The sequence below is a fragment of the Hugonella massiliensis genome (assembly GCA_001486445.1).
Taxonomy (GTDB): Bacteria; Actinomycetota; Coriobacteriia; order Coriobacteriales; family Eggerthellaceae; genus Hugonella; species Hugonella massiliensis.
On sequence record LN908984.1, the window covers coordinates 110,750 to 127,322 of the forward strand.

Annotated in this window: 11 protein-coding genes and 1 pseudogene; 9 read left to right on the top strand and 3 right to left on the bottom strand. The window is 61.9% G+C overall.

Features of this window, described 5'->3' with window-relative positions; translation table 11 throughout:
• The first annotated feature begins 12 nt into the window (after nucleotides 1–12).
• Nucleotides 13–1,368, top strand: coding sequence for an aspartate aminotransferase family protein (locus tag BN3270_RS01630; protein ID WP_058985461.1), 1,356 nt, complete (start codon nucleotides 13–15; stop codon nucleotides 1,366–1,368).
• Between the two features lie 55 nt (nucleotides 1,369–1,423).
• On the opposite strand, the gene BN3270_RS01635 is transcribed toward BN3270_RS01630, so the two are convergent.
• On the bottom strand, nucleotides 1,424–2,776 hold the full coding sequence (locus tag BN3270_RS01635; protein WP_058985462.1) for a dihydrolipoyl dehydrogenase family protein: 1,353 nt from the start codon (nucleotides 2,774–2,776) through the stop codon (nucleotides 1,424–1,426).
• A 304-nt stretch (nucleotides 2,777–3,080) separates the two neighbouring features.
• On the opposite strand from BN3270_RS01635, the gene BN3270_RS01640 reads away from it, so the two are divergent.
• The 3 genes and pseudogenes from BN3270_RS01640 to BN3270_RS01650 all read left to right on the top strand — a co-directional run bounded on the left by BN3270_RS01640 (nucleotide 3,081) and on the right by BN3270_RS01650 (nucleotide 7,270).
• Nucleotides 3,081–3,590 carry a type II secretion system protein gene (locus BN3270_RS01640; protein WP_058985463.1) on the top strand — a complete coding sequence of 170 codons (510 nt, stop codon included), beginning with the start codon at nucleotides 3,081–3,083 and terminating at the stop codon, nucleotides 3,588–3,590.
• A 206-nt stretch (nucleotides 3,591–3,796) separates the two neighbouring features.
• A pseudogene (locus BN3270_RS01645) lies at nucleotides 3,797–6,284 on the top strand (ATP-dependent helicase).
• Between the two features lie 53 nt (nucleotides 6,285–6,337).
• Complete coding sequence (locus tag BN3270_RS01650) at nucleotides 6,338–7,270, top strand: manganese-dependent inorganic pyrophosphatase (protein ID WP_058985464.1); 933 nt, start codon at nucleotides 6,338–6,340, stop codon at nucleotides 7,268–7,270.
• 182 nt (nucleotides 7,271–7,452) lie between these two features.
• Here BN3270_RS01650 and BN3270_RS01655 read toward each other — a convergent pair whose 3' ends face one another.
• Both BN3270_RS01655 and BN3270_RS01660 read right to left on the bottom strand, forming a co-directional pair.
• Nucleotides 7,453–9,828 carry a LuxR C-terminal-related transcriptional regulator gene (locus BN3270_RS01655; RefSeq protein ID WP_058985465.1) on the bottom strand — a complete coding sequence of 792 codons (2,376 nt, stop codon included), beginning with the start codon at nucleotides 9,826–9,828 and terminating at the stop codon, nucleotides 7,453–7,455.
• 206 nt (nucleotides 9,829–10,034) lie between these two features.
• Entirely contained in the window at nucleotides 10,035–10,409 is a 375-nt protein-coding gene (locus BN3270_RS01660) for a hypothetical protein (RefSeq protein ID WP_058985466.1), read from the bottom strand.
• 385 nt (nucleotides 10,410–10,794) lie between these two features.
• Between BN3270_RS01660 and BN3270_RS01665 the strand changes: the two genes are divergently transcribed.
• The 5 genes from BN3270_RS01665 to BN3270_RS01685 all read left to right on the top strand — a co-directional run bounded on the left by BN3270_RS01665 (nucleotide 10,795) and on the right by BN3270_RS01685 (nucleotide 16,147).
• A complete protein-coding gene (locus BN3270_RS01665) occupies nucleotides 10,795–11,367 on the top strand; it encodes a hypothetical protein (protein WP_058985467.1) in 573 nt (190 codons plus the stop codon).
• Between the two features lie 115 nt (nucleotides 11,368–11,482).
• On the top strand, nucleotides 11,483–12,931 hold the full coding sequence (locus tag BN3270_RS01670; RefSeq protein ID WP_058985468.1) for an SPFH domain-containing protein: 1,449 nt from the start codon (nucleotides 11,483–11,485) through the stop codon (nucleotides 12,929–12,931).
• 137 nt (nucleotides 12,932–13,068) lie between these two features.
• The gene (locus BN3270_RS01675) at nucleotides 13,069–13,335 is read left to right on the top strand and encodes a hypothetical protein (protein WP_058985469.1); all 267 of its coding nucleotides are present in this window, start codon (nucleotides 13,069–13,071) and stop codon (nucleotides 13,333–13,335) included.
• Between the two features lie 180 nt (nucleotides 13,336–13,515).
• On the top strand, nucleotides 13,516–13,938 hold the full coding sequence (locus BN3270_RS09590; protein WP_058985470.1) for a hypothetical protein: 423 nt from the start codon (nucleotides 13,516–13,518) through the stop codon (nucleotides 13,936–13,938).
• A gap of 133 nt (nucleotides 13,939–14,071) precedes the next feature.
• Nucleotides 14,072–16,147 (top strand): clostripain-related cysteine peptidase, encoded by a 2,076-nt coding sequence (locus BN3270_RS01685; protein ID WP_271711870.1) that lies wholly within the window; start codon nucleotides 14,072–14,074, stop codon nucleotides 16,145–16,147.
• Nucleotides 16,148–16,573: the final 426 nt, after the last annotated feature.

Sequence of the window (16,573 nt, forward strand, 5' to 3'; positions counted from 1 at the left end):
GGGTGGAACTGAATGACGAAGGCTAACAACGAACGTTCTCGCGCGCTGGTGGAAGAGGAGAGCGCCTACATGGCGCCCACCGCGCGCATCCCCTATTACGACATGGTGGTCGATCACGGCCGTGGCGCCAAGATTTACGACGTCGACGGCAACGAGTACATCGACCTCATCTCGAGCGCGTCGGCGACCAACGTGGGCCACTGCCATCCTCAGGTGGTGAAGGCCGTCTGCGACCAGGCGCAGAAGCTTTTGCTCTATTCGCCGGCCTACATGTATCAAGAGCCTGAGATCAAGCTGGTGGAAAAGCTCTGCCAGATCGCTCCGGGCGACACGCCGAAAAAGGCCGTGTTCGGCACATCGGGTTCCGACGCCAACGATGCCGTGATGAAGTTCGCGCGCGCCTATACGGGCCGCCCCTACATGGTCACCTTCCAGGGCTCCTACCATGGCTCCACCTACGGCAGCATGTCGCTTTCGGGGCTGTCGCTCAACATGGTGCGCAAGATGGGGCCCTTGGTGCCCGGCATCTACCATATTCCGTATCCCGACAGCTTCCACCAAGGCGTCGACCACCTCTCCGAAAAGGAACAGGTCGACTACTTCATGCGCCCGCTGCTCGACATGACGAACATGTACCTGCCGCCCGATGAGGTGGCCTGCGTCCTCATGGAGCCCATCGCGGGGGACATGGGCATCATTCCCGCGCCGCCCGCATACATGCGCGCCTTGTACGCGTGGTGCCGTGAACACGGGATCCTGTTCGCGGTGGACGAGATCAACCAGGGCATGGGCCGTTCGGGCACGTGGTGGTCGATCGAGCATTACGGCATCGAGCCCGACCTCATGAGCGTGGGGAAGTCGATCGCCTCGGGGCTGCCCTTGTCGGCGATCGTGGGCAAGGCCGATATTATGGACGCGCTTTCGTTCCCGGCGCACATTTTCACGACATCCGGCAACCCGGTGTGCTGCGCGGCCGCCCTTGCGACCATCGACGTGATAGAGAAGGAGCACCTGCTCGAACGCGGTACCGAACTGGGCGAATACGCGCGGGCGCGGTTCCAGAAGATGGTCGACGAGCATCCCATCGCGGCGGCGGTGCGCGGTTGCGGCCTCAACCTGGGCGTGGACATCATGGAGCCCGGCACGCGTACCAAGAGCGCGAAAATGGCGCTGAAGATTGTCTATCGCGCCTTCGAACTGGGCGTGGTCATCATCACCTACGCCGACTCGGTGCTGCGTTTCCAGCCGCCGCTCGTGATCGAGCGCGACGAACTCGATCATGCGCTCGACGTGATCGACCAATGCATCGGCGAAGTCGAGCGCGGGGAAGTGCCCGACGACTTGGTCCCGGCCGGGAAGGGCTGGTAGGAGCCGCCCGGATGAGTCAAAGGGGCTACACTCTTTGACTCATCCGCCTATGGGCCTACAGCGGCAGAAGTGGCGTGAGCAGGCTGAGCAGGGCCTGCGAAGCGGTGGGGAAGGTGAAGACCATCTGCGACAGGTCGCGCCCGGTCAGTTTCCGGTCGATCACGATCGCGGCGAGGTCGGCCCACACGCCGGCATCCTGGCCGTAGAAGGCGGCACCTTCGAGCAGACCGGTTTCCTGCGAGAAGACGAAGGCGAACTCGGCGTCGGCCTCGTTCTTCGCCTCGAACAGCAGCCGTTTACCGAAATCGACGGTTTCGATGCGCCAGCGTTCGGGGCTGGCTTCCGCTTCGGCCAGGGTGACGCCCACCTGCGCGATGCGCGGCAGGGTGAACACCAGGTTGGGGATAGCGGGGTAGGCGATCGGGTCGGAGGAAAGCCCCAGGATCTGCAGGGCGATGTAGTTCGATTCGAACGTCGCGGTGGGCGTGAGTTTGGGGATGCGCTTGTCCACGCAGTCGCCCGAAGCGAAAATGGTGGGCACGGAAGTGCGCAGGTGGTTGTCGACCTCGATGCCGCGGCTCGACGTGGCGATGCCGAGCTCTTCGAGCCCCAGGTCCTCGACGTTGGCGATGCGGCCGGTGGCACCGAGCACGTAATCGCAGGCCAGGGTCGATTCGTCGGTGAAGGTGACGACGGTGTCGCTTCCGATCTGCTCCACCTTGGCGAGCTCGTGATTCAAAAGGAAGGTGACGCCCTGGGCTTTCATCTTGTCGACCACGCGGGAGACGTAACGGGCCGGGTACATCGAAAGGACGCGCTCGTTGCGGTGGACGACGGTGACCTCGGAACCCATGCGCGCGGCGATCGAGGCGAATTCCATCGAGATGATGCCGGCGCCCACGAAAACGATGCGCTTGGGGAAGACGTCGACGTCGAGGAAGTCGCGGCTATCGTGAACGAGTTCCTCACCGGGGACGTCCAAGCGGCGCGGCCTCTCGCCGGTCCCAAGGACGATGTACTCGGCGGTGATGCGCTTGTCGCCGGCCTGCACGGTGTGCGCGTCGACCAGCCTGCCGTGGCCGCGGAACACGGGCATGCCCATCTGGGCGAACATGCCTTCAAGCACCGTGTGGACGGGCGTGACGACCTTCTTCTTGTAAGCCATGAGCGCGGTCCAGTCGATCGAAGGCGCTTCGTCGATGCCGATGCCGCGGTAGCGATCGAGCCCGTCGACCATCTCGAAAGGCGAATCGAGCAGGATCTTGGCGTTGCAGCCCCAGTTGGTGCAGGTGCCGGCTACGGTGTCCTCCTCGACGAAGGCCACCTTCTTCTGGGCTTTGGCAAGCAGAAGCGCGGCATGCCAGCAGGCATGGCCGGATCCAATGAACACCACGTCGTAATCGTACATAGTTGCCTCCTCGGCATCTCCGTCTGTGATGACGGCTTCTTATAGGACGTTAACCAATTGTGCAAAATTGAATAGCGTGTGTCAAGAATCCCGCCGAGGTCTGTACAAGGTCGGCACCGGTGTTGGGGTCGTTGCGGCAAGCTGAGGCGACGGGCTTCGGTTCCATGCCGTATGGCGCGACCGTGTGCGTGGTGCGCTCGCCAACGAAGGGGGTCTGCCAATTCTGCACGGTAAGATTTATGATGAGAACGAACGAAGATGCGTGACCAGGCGCTGCTGCGTCAGGGCCCCTATGGAGCGGCATATGAAGACTTTCGAGAAGCTGAAGAACAACGAACGCGGTTTCACCCTCGTGGAGCTTATCGTCGTGCTGGTCATTCTGGCCGTGCTCGCTGCCATTCTTGTGCCCACGTTACTCGGCTACATCAACCAGGCGGGCGCGCAAAAGGACTACGCGGCCGCCCAGTCGCTGCGCGAAGCCGCTCAGGCCGAAATCGACGAGCACTATGCCGAGGTGCCGACAGAGAAGAACTACCAGGTCATCTACTATGCCGGTGGGGGATCGGGGATTCCAAAACCCTACAATACCGACGCGATTGCCCTGGCAGGCCTTGATGCCAACCAGGTGCACTACGTCTTCTACGTTGACGCCAAGACCCACCAGGTTGAAGAAGGCTGCGTGGCGTTTTCCGGCAAGCACGCCTACTACCTCACGTCCGACAACCAGTGGACCACGACCAAGCCCACCGCCACCGAATACAAGACGGACGCTGCCCTGTCCATGTACGACTACATTCTCAACAGCGTGCAGTAACTCGACTTGGCCAAGGGCGACGGCGCCTCGCCTCGCCCCGTCCTGCGAGCGCTCTGCAGCTGAGACCGGAGCCGCAAGCTGGTCGACCCCCATCCCCGGCGATTGTTGATTCCCCGCATTCGGCTGCTTCCCGTTTCCACGGCTGTGCCCCTGCGTTACGATTCCCCCTCGTATGCATGCGCGGGCCCAGGGTAGGAGAGGCGAAAATGGCAATCGATTTGGATACGTTGAACGACGAGCAGCGCGAGGCCGTGCTCTGCACCGAAGGGCCCTTGCTCGTGCTCGCGGGCGCCGGTTCGGGCAAAACGCGCGTGCTCACCTACCGTATCGCGCACATGATCGAGGATCTGGGCGTCGCCCCGTGGGAAATCCTCGCCATCACCTTCACCAACAAGGCGGCTGCCGAAATGCGCGAGCGCTTGGGCAAACTCGTAGGACATTCGAGCCGCGGCATGTGGGTGTCCACCTTCCACAGCATGTGCGTCCGCATGCTGCGCGCCGACGCCGAAAAGCTCGGGTTTTCGAAGAGCTTCACCATCTACGCCGACGACGACAGCAAGCGCCTGGTGAAGGACATCATGGCCGGTATGGACATCGATCCCAAGCGCTTCCCGATCAACGCCATCCGCAACCGCATTTCCACGGCGAAAAACGAGCTCATCATGCCGGGCGATTTCGCCAGCCAGGCCAACGACCCCATCGCCAAAGTCGCTGCCCGCGTCTACGAAGAGCTGCAGAAGCGCTTGAAGCAGGCCAACGCCTTCGACTTCGACGACCTGCTCGTCTACGCCTGGCTCTTGCTGAAGAACCACCCCGACGTCCTCGAGGCCTATCAGGAACGCTTCCGCTACCTGCTCGTCGACGAATACCAGGACACCAACCATGCCCAGTACGCCATCACTCAGCTGCTGGCCAAGAAGTACGGCAACATCATGGTCGTGGGCGACGACGACCAGTCTATTTACAGCTGGCGCGGCGCCGACATCCGCAACATCCTCGATTTCGAAAAGGATTACCCGCGCGCCCACACGGTCAAGCTTGAGAAGAACTACCGCTCGACCGGCACGATTCTGGCTGCAGCCAACGCCGTGATCGCCCACAACTCCCACCGCACCGACAAAAAGCTCGTGGCCACGGGTGCCGAAGGCGAGAAAATCCAGGTCTACATGGCCAGCGACGAACGCGACGAGGGCCGTTGGATCGCCGGCGAGATCGACCGCCGGCACGCCCAGGGCACAAGCTACAACCAGATTGCCGTCTTCTACCGCACCAACGCCCAGTCGCGTATGCTCGAAGATATGCTCCTGCGCGCCGGCGTGCCCTACCGCATCGTGGGAGGCACCCGCTTCTTCGATCGCGCCGAAATCCGCGACGTTATGGCCTACCTTACCCTGGCGGTGAACCCCAACGACGACATCGCCGCCAAGCGCGTGATCAACGTGCCGCGCCGCGGCGTGGGCAAGACCACGATCGACCGCATCGACGCCCTTGCCGCCCAGAACGGCTGCACCTTCCTGGAAGCCTGCCAGCTGGCAACGGTCGACCCCGACATTCGTGCGGCCACCCGCCGGGCCTTGGGCGAGTTCACGAGCCTCATCATTGAAGCATCGATGTGGGAAGGCGAGCTCCGTCGCATGGTCGAAATGATCATTGACAAGAGCGGACTGGTGCGCGCGCTCGAAAACGAGGGCACCGACGAAGCCCGCGCCCGCGTCGAGAACATTAAGGAATTCCTGGGCGTTGTCGACGAGTACGCCCAAACCCACGACGTCGACGATGCCCAGTTCGCCGCTCCGGTGGCGGGCGATGCCGACATGACCGACGCCGCGCTTGCGGCGGGGGAGGAAGCCCTGCCCGACGCGGATGCGCCCGCCGGCGAAGAGCCGCCCGTGCGCGTGCTTTCGGGCAACAGCCTGGCCGACTTCATCGAATGGGTCACCCTGCGCACCGACCTCGACACGGTCAACGAAAACGATGCGGCGGTCACGCTCATGACTGTGCATGCCGCCAAGGGCCTGGAATTCGACGTGGTCTTCGTGGCCGGCATGGAAGAGACGATCTTCCCGCACGTGATCAGCATCTCCGAAGCGAGCGGCATCGAAGAGGAGCGCCGCCTCGCCTACGTGGCGATCACGCGCGCCCGTAAGCGCCTCTACCTCACCTGCGCGGCGTCCCGCAAGCTCTTCGGCCAAACCCAGGCCAACCCGGTCTCGCGCTTCCTGCACGAGATTCCCGACAGCCTGCGGCGCACGAGTGGGCTGGGTTCAGCGGGCTTTTCGGGCACCGGCTGGGAAAAGCGCGGAAGCCGCAAGGGCATTTCCGGCAGCGGCACCGAAGCCGGCCACGGCCGCGTATTCGGCCAGTCGAGCGCGTCCGCGGCGTATAGGAGACAGGGGCGGCGGGGCCTGCGCTTGCTCGGGGGCCTGCGGAGAGGACATGTCTGATGAATCGTGTGCCGTCGTGCTATACCTGTCTCTTATACACATCTAGATGTGTATAAGAGACAGGGCCGCGCCGCAGCGCAGCGCTTCGGCCGACGTCAACTTCAAAGTGGGCGACATGGTCGTGCACAAGGTTTTCGGCCGCGGCAAGGTGCTCAAGGTCGATGGCGACACCCTGTCGATCCGCTTCGCCAAAACCGGTTCGACGAAAAAACTGTTGAAAGACTACGCGCCGATTGTCAAAATTAATTAGTTAGCCGCTCTCGACGGTCGATGTGCGGCGCTATCAAGGAAGGATATGCATTCATGGCAGAACAAGTAATCGTGGTAGGGCATAAGAACCCCGACAACGACGCCATTTCCGCTGCGGTGGGCCTGGCTTTCTTCGAGAACGAACTGGCCAAGCGCCAGGGTAGGGACGTGGAATACAAGGCTGTGCGCCTGGGCGGCCTTCCGCCGGAAACCGAATGGAACCTTGCCGAAAACGGGATCGACCAGCCCGAGCTCATCGATCACGTCGAAGCGGGACAGAAGGTTATCCTCGTCGACCATAACGAGCTCAAGCAGGCCGTCGACGGTCTGGCCGACGCTGAAGTCGTGGGCATCGTCGACCACCACCGCATCGGCGACGTGACCACCGCTTCCCCCATTTACATGACGGTACGCCCCTGGGGCTCTTCGGCCACGGTCGTCACCGCCCTCTGCCGCCAGCATGGTATCGAAATCCCCGAAGGCATCGCCAACATGCTGCTCGGCGCCATCCTCACCGACACCGTCATCCTGAAATCGCCCACGGCCACCAAGGTCGACGAAGAGCAGATCGCCTTCCTCGAGGGCATCACGGGCAAGAAGCACGTGGAATTCGGCCAGGCCCTCTTCAACTGCCGCGGCGCCGAAGCCGACCTGCCGATTGAGACCTACGTGGGCGCCGACGCCAAAGAATTCGAAGTCTGCGGCAAGACCGTGCTCATCGCCCAGCATGAAACCGTCGACATCGACGGCGCCATGAAGCGCGAGGGCGAGGCCCGCGAACAGATGCGCAAGCTCGCCGCCGACAAGGGCTACGACTTTGTGCTCGTGCTGGTGACCGACATCCTCAACGAGGGCTCCTACTTCCTCGTCGAGGGCAACCATGCCGTGGTCGACCAGGTCTTCGGCATCGATTCTTCCGCGGCCGTGTGGATCGACGGCATCATGTCGCGCAAGAAGCAGGTTGCCGCGCCGCTGCTCAAGGCCTAGGGCCTCGAAGCATCGAAACGAAACGACGGGGCGTTCGCCGGTAGGGCGGGCGCCCCGTTTTCGTGCGCCTTCCCTTGGGTACGCTGAGGAAGATGGGGAAGCGTCGTTTCCGGTCACGAAAAACCCGCCTCCGAAGAGGCGGGTGGCAAGCGCTTGTTGGTATTTGTTTGTACGTGGACGGTCTACACCAGGTGCAGGGAGCGGGCGCGTTCGGCGGCTTGCGAGCGGCGGTTCACGCCCAGCTTCGTGAGAATATGGCTCACGTGAGTCTTCACCGTGGGCAGTTTCACGCCCAGAATCTCGCAGATCTCGTTGTTGCTCTTGTTCTTGCACAAAAGGCGCAGCACTTGCATTTCGGTGTCGGTCAAGGCCTCCACCGTGTCGGGCGCGCTCATAAGGAAGTTGGGGTAATACGACGCCTGCGTGCGGGCTGCCTTCGTAAGCGTGTTGATGAAGGCAGCGCGGTCACTATCTGTCTCCCGGCTGTGAGCATCGGAAAGCAGGGGCAGGACCACGGCCCCGTAGAGAGCGATCGTGCGCACGTAGTGGTAGCGGTAGCACAGGGCAATGGCCTTGTCGAAGAGGTTGGGCCACAGGTCGTCGTCCAGGTTCCAATGCGCGAGGGCGGCAATCGTGTACAGGTGAATGGGCGTGAGCGTCTGCCCGCGCTGTTCGGCGAAGTCCATAAGAGCTCCGGTGAGCATGAGGGCGTCGTGGTAGCGGGCTTCGGCCAGGTAGACCTTGGCAGCCGTCACGTACACGTAGCGGTCAAGGTAGAAGAGGGGCTGGCTCAAATCGGGCGCGTTGTCTTCTAGCCACTCCTGGGTGTAGGACCGGGCGTCTTGGCGCAACCAGATACGGCAGCGCAGGGCGTCCAAGTTGCGGGCCACGCGCTTTTCCATGTAGGAATCGCCGGAGCCGATTGAGCGGCGCAGGTTGTCGAGCTGCTTCATGGCGCCTTTGGCGTCGCCCTGGGTCACGCGGATGCGGGCCAAAAGCCCCACGGCGGCAAACTCGGTCGAGAGCACCCCGTTGCGCTTGATGCGCGGAAGCACGCGCGACATCTTGGCGAGCAAGGGCTCGACGGGCTCGCCTTTCTCGAATTTGCTCTCGGCTAAGACCACGTCGGTCATGCCGATTCCCTCGGAGCCCATGAACCGCTCGGCGAAGACGCCTATGGCTTTGATGGTCTTGGCGTCGTCGGGCACCCAGGCGCTGAAATCGCGCCCGCCGTTGAGCACGCTCGGCATGCCGCTTGTGGCCGATGGTACAAGGTCGGTGTCGTGGCCTACCGATGCACGGGCCAGGTTGCTGAACACCGATACGATATCGTCCATGCGCCGATGGGGCAGGGCGATATCCAAATAGGCCATGTAGGCGCGCGCTTGTTGACGCTGTGCGCGGTCCTTCGATTTGTCGTGGGCGATGCGGGATAGTTCCGCGTACCAATACTCTGATCCGTCGATGTCCATGGCCATGGAATCGAGCAGACTCATGATGCGCATGAGCGAAAGCGACGTCCGCACGATGTCTTTGGGCAGCGTGCGGTAATAGTCTTCGAGCTCAAGGTAGCTGCCCATGCCGGGGTGCAGATGCGAATGCGCTTCGAGCAGCTCGACCATGCGTTCGTAATGCCCCTCACGCTCGCAAAGCTTGAGTGCGCTCACGAAATCATCGCGCGTTTCGAAGTAGTCGATCGCACGTTCGATGGACCGTTCGATTTCGTCGCTATGGCTCCGTTGGGCGTACTCCCATGCGCAGAAGGCGCGAAGGCCCGGCAGTACGGTCCAGCCATTGTCGCTGGGAGTGAGGAAGTTGGTATCGCGGAAGAGCACGTGGCGCATGGTCTGGGCGTCTTCGGGTGCGAACAGGGCGTCGAGCAGGTTGTCGTTGACTTCTTCGAACAGGGACACCAAGAGTAGGGCCCGCTGTTCTTTGGGGTTGAAGCGCTTGGTGAATTCGGCCGAGAAATACGACATGGTGTCGTTTTTCAACTGCCTTCGCAGGGCTTCGTCGCACTTGGCGCCCGTCTGCAGGCGCTGCACGGCCAGTGCGGCCGTGAACGGATAGCGGCGCGTCGCTTCGGCAAGGTAATCGACCGTGGTGGCCAAAGGCGGAAGGTCGTTGGCCACGAGCAGGTGAGCCAGGTCGGTTTTCGTGAACGTCAGGTCGTCCTTCGTCACGAGCAGAAGTTCTCCGCGAGCGAAGAAGGGGGTGAGCCAGCCGGGCAGGGGCGCACGCGAGATGAACACGAAGCGCGTATGGGGACTTCTGTCGACCAGGGTGCTGATGGCGGCGATCGTCTCGCGGTCGTCGACGTCGTGCAGGTCGTCGACGGCCACGGCATGGTAGGCGTCGAGGTCGATATCGTCTATTCGCTCCTTGAGATCGGCCTCGCTGCCGGAAAGCCACAGGGTGGTCGTGTTCGTGGCGTCGAGCATGCGGCGGGCGAACGAAGTCTTGCCGAAACCGCAGGGTGCGCAAATAAAGGCGATGCGCATGTACTTCCACGACGACCAGATGTATTCGTCGAGCTCAAGGGCGATTTGCTGAATCATGAAAAGGAAAGCCTCCTCACCGCGGCATCCTTCCGAATGGGAACATAAGGCACCTGCAGCGGGTCTATTGCCCGCTGCAGGTGCCCGAATCGAGCAGGATATGCTCTTGCATGAAAGTGAATTGGGTACACTTAGAGTTTCGTGAATTGATGCGATTCATGCAAGGTGCGATTCCGACAGAAAGCGCGGAAACGCTGGTACGATGCCTACAAGTCGAGGGCTTCGAGCTCTTGCGCCGTGGCTTCGACGAGCTTTTCAATCTTCTTGGCATTGCCGCCGAAAGCCGAAAAGATCGAATAAACCCCGCCGGTCACGTCGGTGACGGCTTCGTTGATGAGCGCGTTGCCGGCCCCGGCTATCTGGTTCTTCTGGATGAGAATCTTGTTCTTGCCCTGCATCATGACCCAGACCTGGTTCTGACGGTCGAGCGGAGGGAAGACGATGACCTTGTTGAAACCGTGCTCGACGAGCTCGGGTTTGCCGGCCGTAAACTTCTCGTCCTTGATGCGTTCGAACAGCTCTTCCTCGTTGTTAAACGTTTCCTTGGTTTTCACCGTTTTGAGTTTGAATCCGAAAGCCATGAGGGTCCTCCTTTGCGGTGGTGCGGTCGGTGCCAACGCGAACGTGCGCTGTTTAGGCGCAGTATACGAAGGAGACGGCGGGTCCACGTCATGCCAAAGTATGAGAGCGGGGGTGAAAGAGGGCCTCACGCTTGTGTATAGCGCCCCGGGGGATGAGGAGCCACGCTGTCGCGCGCGGCCAACCGGCGGTGAGGAAAGGGGTCCGTCCCAGCCGAACCGATCGAACGGGAAGTCGGCGCGCTGCCGTTTGAGCGTCCGTTCGGCGGGCTTTTGCACACGGCTCATACTTTGGTATGACGCAGCCCATTCGACCGCTTTCTAGAATCGGCTCATACGCCGAGACACCCAGACATTCAGACCATTCGGCACGTGGAAGGAGCCAACAGTGGAAGCGGTTTCGATGAAATGCCCCAACTGCATGGGCGATGTGATCCCTTACGGCAACGGGAAATACGGTCGCTGCAATTCCTGCGACAGCGTGTTCAAGCTTCGCGACGACGTCGATGAGGAAGCCTACGACGAAGATGAAATCGACGACGAAGACGACGAAGAAGAAGCCTTCGATTTCGAGGAATTCTTCGACGACGCCTACGACACCTATGTCGACGATCCCGACGAACTGTCCGACTGCTACTTCGGCAAACGTCTCGAAGACAACGGGTACAAGAAGGACGCGGCTATCAAGCACTTCGAGATTGACGAAGACGATGAAGACGAGATCTGGTGCATCGTGGACACGACGATCTTCGGATCCTGCAAGGTCGGTTTCGCGATGACGACGAGCGGCATCTACTTCGTCGACGAAGACGGCGAGAGCGGATTTATCGATTGGGACGAATACGACGAAAGCCGCATTAAGCGCGACGGCGGCGCCATCACGTTCTGCGGCCACAAGTTCATCCTGTCGAGCGACGAGGCCCGCTTGTTCGTTCGCATCCTGCGCGACCTGCAGGAATAAGTACTCATCATGCGCACGGGCGCCTGCTTGCACGGCCTGCTGGCGTCGGCGAGCAGGCGCCCGGTGCGTGTGCCCCGCGTGAATCCACCGGCTCGTTTCAAAAGAAGGAAGCATCATGGCATTGATCAAAGCGGCGCTCGGCGCCTTGGGCGGCAACCTTGCCGACCAGTGGAAAGAAATGTTCTACTGCGATTCGCTCGACGCCGACACCCTGGTTGCCAAAGGCCAGAAGCGCCAGAACGATCGCACGAGCAACACGAAAGGCGACGACAACATCATTTCCAACGGCTCTATCGTGGTCGTGAACAACGGCCAGTGCATGGTGATCGTGGAACAGGGCAAGATCGTCGATTTCTGCGCCGAGCCCGGCGAATATACCTACGATTCCAATGCGGCGCCTTCGGTGTTCACGGGCGGCCTGGGCAAGGGAATCTTGGACACATTCAAGAACATCGGCAAGCGCTTTACCTTTGGCGGCGATACGGGCCTCGACCAGCGCGTTTACTACTTCAACACGAAAGAAATCGTGGGGAACCGCTATGGAACGGCCAGTCCCGTGCCTTTCCGCGTGGTCGACGCCAACATCGGGCTCGACATGGACATCTCGGTGCGCTGCAACGGCGAGTACTCCTACAAGATCGAAGACCCCCTGCTCTTCTACACGAACGTGTGCGGCAACGTGGAGGACGTCTATACGCGCGACGCGATTTCCTCGCAGTTGCGCAGCGAGCTGCTCACGTCGCTGCAGCCGGCGTTCGCTCGCATCAGCGCCATGGGCGTGCGCTATTCGGCGGTGCCCGCGCATACCGAAGAGATGTCGCAGGTCCTCTCCGATCTGCTGTCGAAGAAGTGGCGTCAGACGCGCGGCATCCAAATAGTGGCGTTCGGCGTGAGCGCCATCGCGGCCGATGCCGAAGACGAGAAGATGATCAAGGACCTGCAGCGCACGGCGGTCATGCGCGACCCCCGTATGGCGGCGGCCAACATCGCGGCGGCCCAGGGCGATGCCATGCGCACGGCGGCCGGCAACGACGGCGGCGCCTTCGTGGGCTTCGCCGGCATGAACATGGCGCAGATGGCCGGCAGCATGAACACGGGCAACCTGTTCGGCATGGCGGCCGGTGACGGCTATGCGGCCCCTCATATGGGGCAGGCGGCTGGGCCCATGGCGGGCCAGGCTGGATTCGCACCTCAAGGAGGCGGCATGCCGGACACCGGCATGGGTGGTCAGCCCGCAGGCACCACCGATGCGGGTGCGGCGGCAGCCGGTGCGGCGGCTGCGGGCGCTGTGGCGGGGGCGGCCGCAGCGGGGGCAGCAGCGCCCACCGCGGCTCCAACTCCGACCGCGACCCCGGCAGCCGATGACGGCAGCTGGGCCTGCCCCTCGTGCGGAACGCAGAACACGGGCAAGTTCTGCATGGAATGCGGTACGCCCAAGCCCAAGCCGGCCGCGCCCCCTCACTACCGTTGCGACAAGTGCGGATGGGTACCCGAAGACCAGACCAAGCCGCCCAAATTCTGCCCCGAATGCGGCGATAGGTTCGACGAGAACGACGTCGAGTAACGTCTACACATCGGGTAGAAAGTCGAAAAGCCTGGCGGGGGGTTGGCCCCCTTGTCAGGCTTTTTTCGCGGTGGGCGGCGGAGCGGTTCATGCTTCGGAACAGTGCGGTTTCTTCTTGCATGGCGAAAAGTATATCCATGCACCTTTCCTATTCCTTCTACGACGCCTCCGGAAAGGACGTGACGCCCTACTTCTCCAACGTCTCGACGGCCGCGGGCGAGCTCACCGTGACGCCCGCGCCGCTCGCGGTGGCGACCGTTTCTCCCTGTCCCGCGGCCGGTGCAAGATCGTCTTCGCCTGCCACGGACGACGTCCCCCTGGGCGCGGTTGTGGCGATAGTGGCCGTCGGCGCCCTGGGCGCCGCAGGGGCTGCTTTCCACCGTGCTCGCAAGCCCAAGCGCTGACAGGGAATCACCGGGCCGGGAAAGATGCCCCCGCCCGGTGATTGTGCTCACGGCCGGGATCCTCATCCCTTGATTCGGCCTGCTCATACTTTGGAATGACGGCGAAGGGGCCCCAATTCCGTAAGATGAAGTCACGTTACACGTGAAAGGGAACACAAGTAAAAGAAAGAAGGTTGTTCCATGCCCTCCTATTCCAAAAAGTCCAACGCCGAGATCCTGCGCATTGCCTCGATTATCATGATCGTCTGGGGCGTCATCGATTTCATCGCCGGCATCTTTTTGACCGCCACCGGCGGTGCCCTCGTCGACGACGTCGAGATGGACGTTGCCGGCGCCGCCGTTGCCATTTTCGGTATGGCTATGATCTGCGCGGGCATCGTCAACGCCATCGTCGGCCTCATCGGCATGAAGTCGGCCAAGCAGGATGGCCCGCACACCGTGGCTTTCGTCCTGGGCATCATCACCACCCTGGGTGGCCTGTTTACCTTGTTCAGCTCGTTTGGTTCCGGCGATGCCGGCCAGGTGGTCAACGGCATTATCGGCTTGGTCGTTCCGGCTCTGTACCTGTACGGCGCTTACCAGCTTCGCAAGGAAGCAGCGTAGGCCCTACAAGAAAGAAGGGGTCAGCATGGGCTCTGCATTCGCACATCGCGTCCATGCGTCTGCCGGTAACAAAGCGCACGGGGCACTGCTCCGTGCGCTTTTTGCTGGGGCGCTTTTCGCAAGTATGGTTGGCTTGGCGTCGTGCGGTTTGCTCGACGACGAAGACGTGACCATGGGCGGCGTATCGGGAACCAACGCTTCGACTGCCGGCATGCGCAGTTACTATACCGACACGGCCAACGCCAAAAATGCTACGGTCATGGTGTATATGGTGGGCTCCGATCTTGAATCGCAGGCGGGCGTTGCCAGCGCCGACATAGAGGAGATGGCAGCGTCGACGGTGGGTACCAACGTCAACTTGGTCATCGAAACGGGCGGGTCGAGCGACTGGTCCTTTTCGCGTCAGGCATCGACCACTACGCGCCAGCGGTGGCTCGTGGCGGGCGGCGAGGTCCAGCTCTTGGGCGATGCCGGCGCTGGCACCATGCTCGACGCGGGCGAAGTGACCGACTTCGTAGACTGGGCTGCCTCCTCCTATCCGGCCGATCGCTACCTGCTCTTCTTTTGGGATCATGGCGGCGGCACGGTGGGCGGTTTCGGCTACGATGAGCTCTATCCCGATGCCCCGGCCTTGTCCCTGGCCGATATCCGTTCGGCCCTCGACGCCACGGGCAAGAAGTTCGACATGGTGGGCTTCGACGCCTGTCTTATGGGCACGATCGAAACAGCCTACGCGCTTGAACCCTGCGCCGACTACCTGCTCGCGTCCGAAGAGCTTGAACCGGGTCAGGGCTGGTCGTGGACCGGTTTTCTTTCGGTGCTCGAAGCCAACCCGGCGGCTCCCTCGGTCGATATCGGCACGCGGGCCATCGACGACTTCATCGATCATTACGCCTCCCAGGGCGAATATGACGTGACCTTGTCGCTCGTGGACCTGCGCGAGGTACCCAGCGTGTACGAGAACCTGGGCGACTTTTTGACCCAGGCCCAAGAGACGATCAAGGCCGACAACGCGAAGTTCCAGGAACTTTCCCAAGCTCGCTCGCGGGCGACGGCCTTTGCCGAAGGGCAAGTGGACCAGGTTGACCTCGTCGATCTGGTAGACCGTACGACCTTTGCAGGCAAAGACGAGCTCAAGGCGGCCGTGCAGAGCTGCGTGAAGTACCGCACCCAATCGGGCATCGCCGGGGCCAACGGCTTGGCCCTCTACTTCCCCTATGAAGCGGTGTCGTCCTATGACGGTATGCGGACCACCCTGCAGCAGATTTCCTACACCAAGCCCACGGAATTCTACGACTACTTCCTGAGCGTCATGGGCAGCTCGACGTCGGCCTACAGCTCGAGCGGCTCGGGCTCGTATTCCGATGGGGCCGGCGGGGCAGGCGACGGCACCGGCGATTTGCTGGATTTGGACGGTCTCATCGACGCCTTGTCGACAGAGCTTTCGACTCCTTCGGAAGACCAGGCGGCGGCTTCGGCTGCGGGCGGCGACTACGCGACCGATGCCTATGCGGGCTCGTCGTGGTTCACCGACCAGTCGAGTGATTTTACCTATCAGGACCTGCCCAGCTCCCTGCTCTTGGTAGAAGACGGTTCGCAGTACGTGGTCGAAATGGATGCCACCCTGTGGGACGCTCTGGCCGATTTCCAGGTCAACGTGATGGAAGAATACAACGGCGGCTATCTCATGCTTGGCTCCGACAACGTGTGGGACACCACGGCCGACGACAACATCATCGTCGATTACGATGGCACCTGGACGTCGCTCGGCGGTGAGCGCGTGGCCTTCTACGGCGATGCCCCCACCGCGCAATCCGACGGGGAGTACAGCTTTTCCGGCATCATTCCGGCCCTGCTCAACGGCACGACCCGCATCGACGTGGTCGTCTACTATCCGCCTATGAGCCAACAGGGCGATCGTACGGTAGGCTACGTGCAGGGGTGGCGCGCCCACGACATGACGGCCAGCAACCTGTTCGGTCATGGTCTGTCGCCGTTCAACGAGGGCGACACGATCACGCCTCTGTTCGACTTCTACGACGCGAGCGGCACCTACCAGGAAACCCTGCAGGGCGACCCCATTGCCATGCAGGAATCGAATATGCCGGTGAGCTACGAAAGTTTCGGCGATGCGGCCACTTATTTCTGGGGAACGATGACGACGGTGTACGGCGACGCGATAGACACGGAAGCGCTCTCCATCGAGTAGCACGTTTTCGTGGATTGATCGAAAGCCCGACAGGAGGTGAGCCCCCTGTCGGGCTTTGTTGTGTCTGAGCGGGGGGCGGGGGAGCTGCAGCAGAACGCACGGGCCTGCAAAGGACAGAGCTCCTTTTGCCAGATGTCGGAGGGCGTGCTGAAACGCCAGCGGGCAATCGGAAGCCCTTGTAAATCCCTCGACGGTCGATCCGCTGGCCGCCGAGGCGTGATTCACGAGCTTGCGCGCTCATTCTGTGCGCTGCGACCAGGGGCAGAGCCGCGTCCCCATTCATGCGAGAGCCGCCTGGTGCAAAGTGGCGGTGCCAGGCGGCTCTCGCATGGTTCCCCGAAACCGAACGAGCCCCGCCGAAGCGGGGCTCGTTCAAGGGACTCTTACCGCTTCCGGCAGCACGGGAAGGGATTCATTGCTGCCGGA